The organism is Methylobacterium sp. WL116 (genome assembly GCF_008039455.1).
In the GTDB taxonomy this organism is placed as follows: Bacteria; Pseudomonadota; Alphaproteobacteria; order Rhizobiales; family Beijerinckiaceae; genus Methylobacterium.
The window spans coordinates 1-1,733 of the sequence record NZ_VRUV01000736.1 but is presented as its reverse complement, the minus strand read 5'-3'; the positions used below and the strand labels follow the sequence as shown (position 1 = coordinate 1,733).

Here is a 1,733-nt window from a genome sequence, read left to right as displayed (position 1 = left end):
CACCCGGATCGTGCTGCACGCGCAGGCGCCGGACCCGCGCGCCGCCGCGGCGCTGCGCACGCTGGCGGCCGCCTATCGCGGCGTGGCGCGGTGAGGGTCTCCACGGCACCGAGGGCGGCGCTGCCCCGGGATCGGGGAGAGGCTTGAACCGTAGGATTCGTTCCTATACTTTGGGCGTCGGTACCGAGCGCTTGCGTTCCCGGTCTTGAGAGGCCGCCGAACGGATCGAGGTTCGGTCCATGTCGGGGGTGTCATGAGACTTTTCGTGACCCGCTCGGCATGGAAGCAGGCCTGCAAGGGCAAGATCGCCGCGGGCACGCTCGCCAAGGCCGCCGAGAAGGCCAATCTCCGGCTGGTGGACGCCGAGATCGGCGCTCACCTGTACAAGCAGCACGTCGGCCGAAACGGCGATTTCCGTGCCGTCCTCTTCCTGGTCACGGACCGGCGATGCGTCGTCCTGCACATCTTTCCCAAGAACGTCCAACCCAACATCAAGGGTGCCGAACTGACGACCCTTCGCGCGTTCGCGAAGATCCTCGCAGATGTCGGCGACGCCGGATTCGAGACGCTTGCCGAAACCCAGGGGTGGAAGGACCTCTCCGATGAGAAGCCCGAAACGGACCTATAGGAGCGATCTGCTTCAATCGATCCACGAGGCCACGAGCGACCTTCACGCCATCGGGGCGATCGACAAGGCGACGCTGCGCCGGTTCGATGTTTCGTGCCTCACGCCCATCGAGCCGCTGCCGCCCGAGAGCATCCGGCGGATCCGCGAACAGGCCAACATGAGCCAGGCGATCTTCGCCAAGGCTCTCAACGTGACGACCTCGCTGGTGAGCAAGTGGGAGCGGGGAGACGCCAAGCCTGGCGGTCCCTCGCTCAAGCTGCTCTCGCTGGTGAGCCACAAGGGCATCGAAGCGATCCTGTAACGCGCCCCGGGCGTGCCGGCCGGGCTGTCCGCGCCGGCGGATCGCTTTCTGCGAGCCGCCCGGATGCGGTGTTTCCCGTGAAAACGAAACAGCCCGGCCGCGCGCGCGGCCGGGCTGTCGTCGAGACGCGGGAGGCCGCGGAACTCAGGAGGCGAGGGGGCCGGTCGCCTCGCCGGCGCCCTGGGCTTCCATCGCCTTCTGGCGGTAGAGGCCGACGAAGTCGATCGGGTCGATGTAGAGCGGCGGGAAGCCGCCGTTGCGCACGGCCTCGGCCACGATCTGGCGGGCGAACGGGAACAGCAGGCGCGGGCACTCGATCATCACCGCCGGGTGGACCTGGTCCTGCGGGATGTTGCGCATGCGGAACACGCCGGCATACTTCAGGTCGAAGGCGAACAGCACGTCGCCGTTGATCTTGGCGTCGCCCTCCAGCGTCAGCTCGACCTCGAAGTCGGCCTCGGCGAGCTGCTGCGCGTTGACGTTGACCTGGATGTTGATCTGCGGGCCCTGGCCCTCCTGGGGCTGGAGCGAGCGCGGCGCGTTCGGGTTCTCGAAGGACAGGTCCTTGGTGTACTGCGCGAGCGCGTTGATCGCGGGGGCCTCGTCGGCCTGCCCGTTGCCGTTCGGTGCGGGGGAATCGGCCATGGCGGGTCATCCTTCTCGAAAGATCGAACACCGGCCGCGGGCCGATGGCTACGGGTGACCGCCATGCCTGTGCGGTCGTGGGCAGAGGCGAGGCCGCTAACATGCCCGTTCGATGCGGACAAGCGAGGCGCCGGACGGCGCGCGGACCCCGCGCCGCGG

Annotated in this window: 3 protein-coding genes; 2 read left to right on the top strand and 1 reads right to left on the bottom strand. The window is 68.3% G+C overall.

The genetic code is table 11. The annotated features are described in order from the left end of the window. Positions 1–265 precede the first annotated feature (265 nt). Together FV223_RS26790 and FV223_RS26785 are read left to right on the top strand one after the other, a co-directional pair. Entirely contained in the window at positions 266–628 is a 363-nt protein-coding gene (locus tag FV223_RS26790; RefSeq protein ID WP_187276262.1) for a type II toxin-antitoxin system RelE/ParE family toxin, read from the top strand. Next, positions 603–929, top strand: coding sequence for a DNA-binding transcriptional regulator (locus tag FV223_RS26785; RefSeq protein ID WP_147729756.1), 327 nt, complete (start codon positions 603–605; stop codon positions 927–929). Before FV223_RS26790 ends, FV223_RS26785 begins: the two co-directional genes overlap by 26 nt. Positions 930–1,073: 144 nt before the next feature. Here the strand turns inward: FV223_RS26785 and secB are convergent, their stop codons facing one another. Beyond that, positions 1,074–1,574 (bottom strand): protein-export chaperone SecB, encoded by a 501-nt coding sequence (gene secB / locus FV223_RS26780; protein WP_147729755.1) that lies wholly within the window; start codon positions 1,572–1,574, stop codon positions 1,074–1,076. Positions 1,575–1,733: the final 159 nt, after the last annotated feature.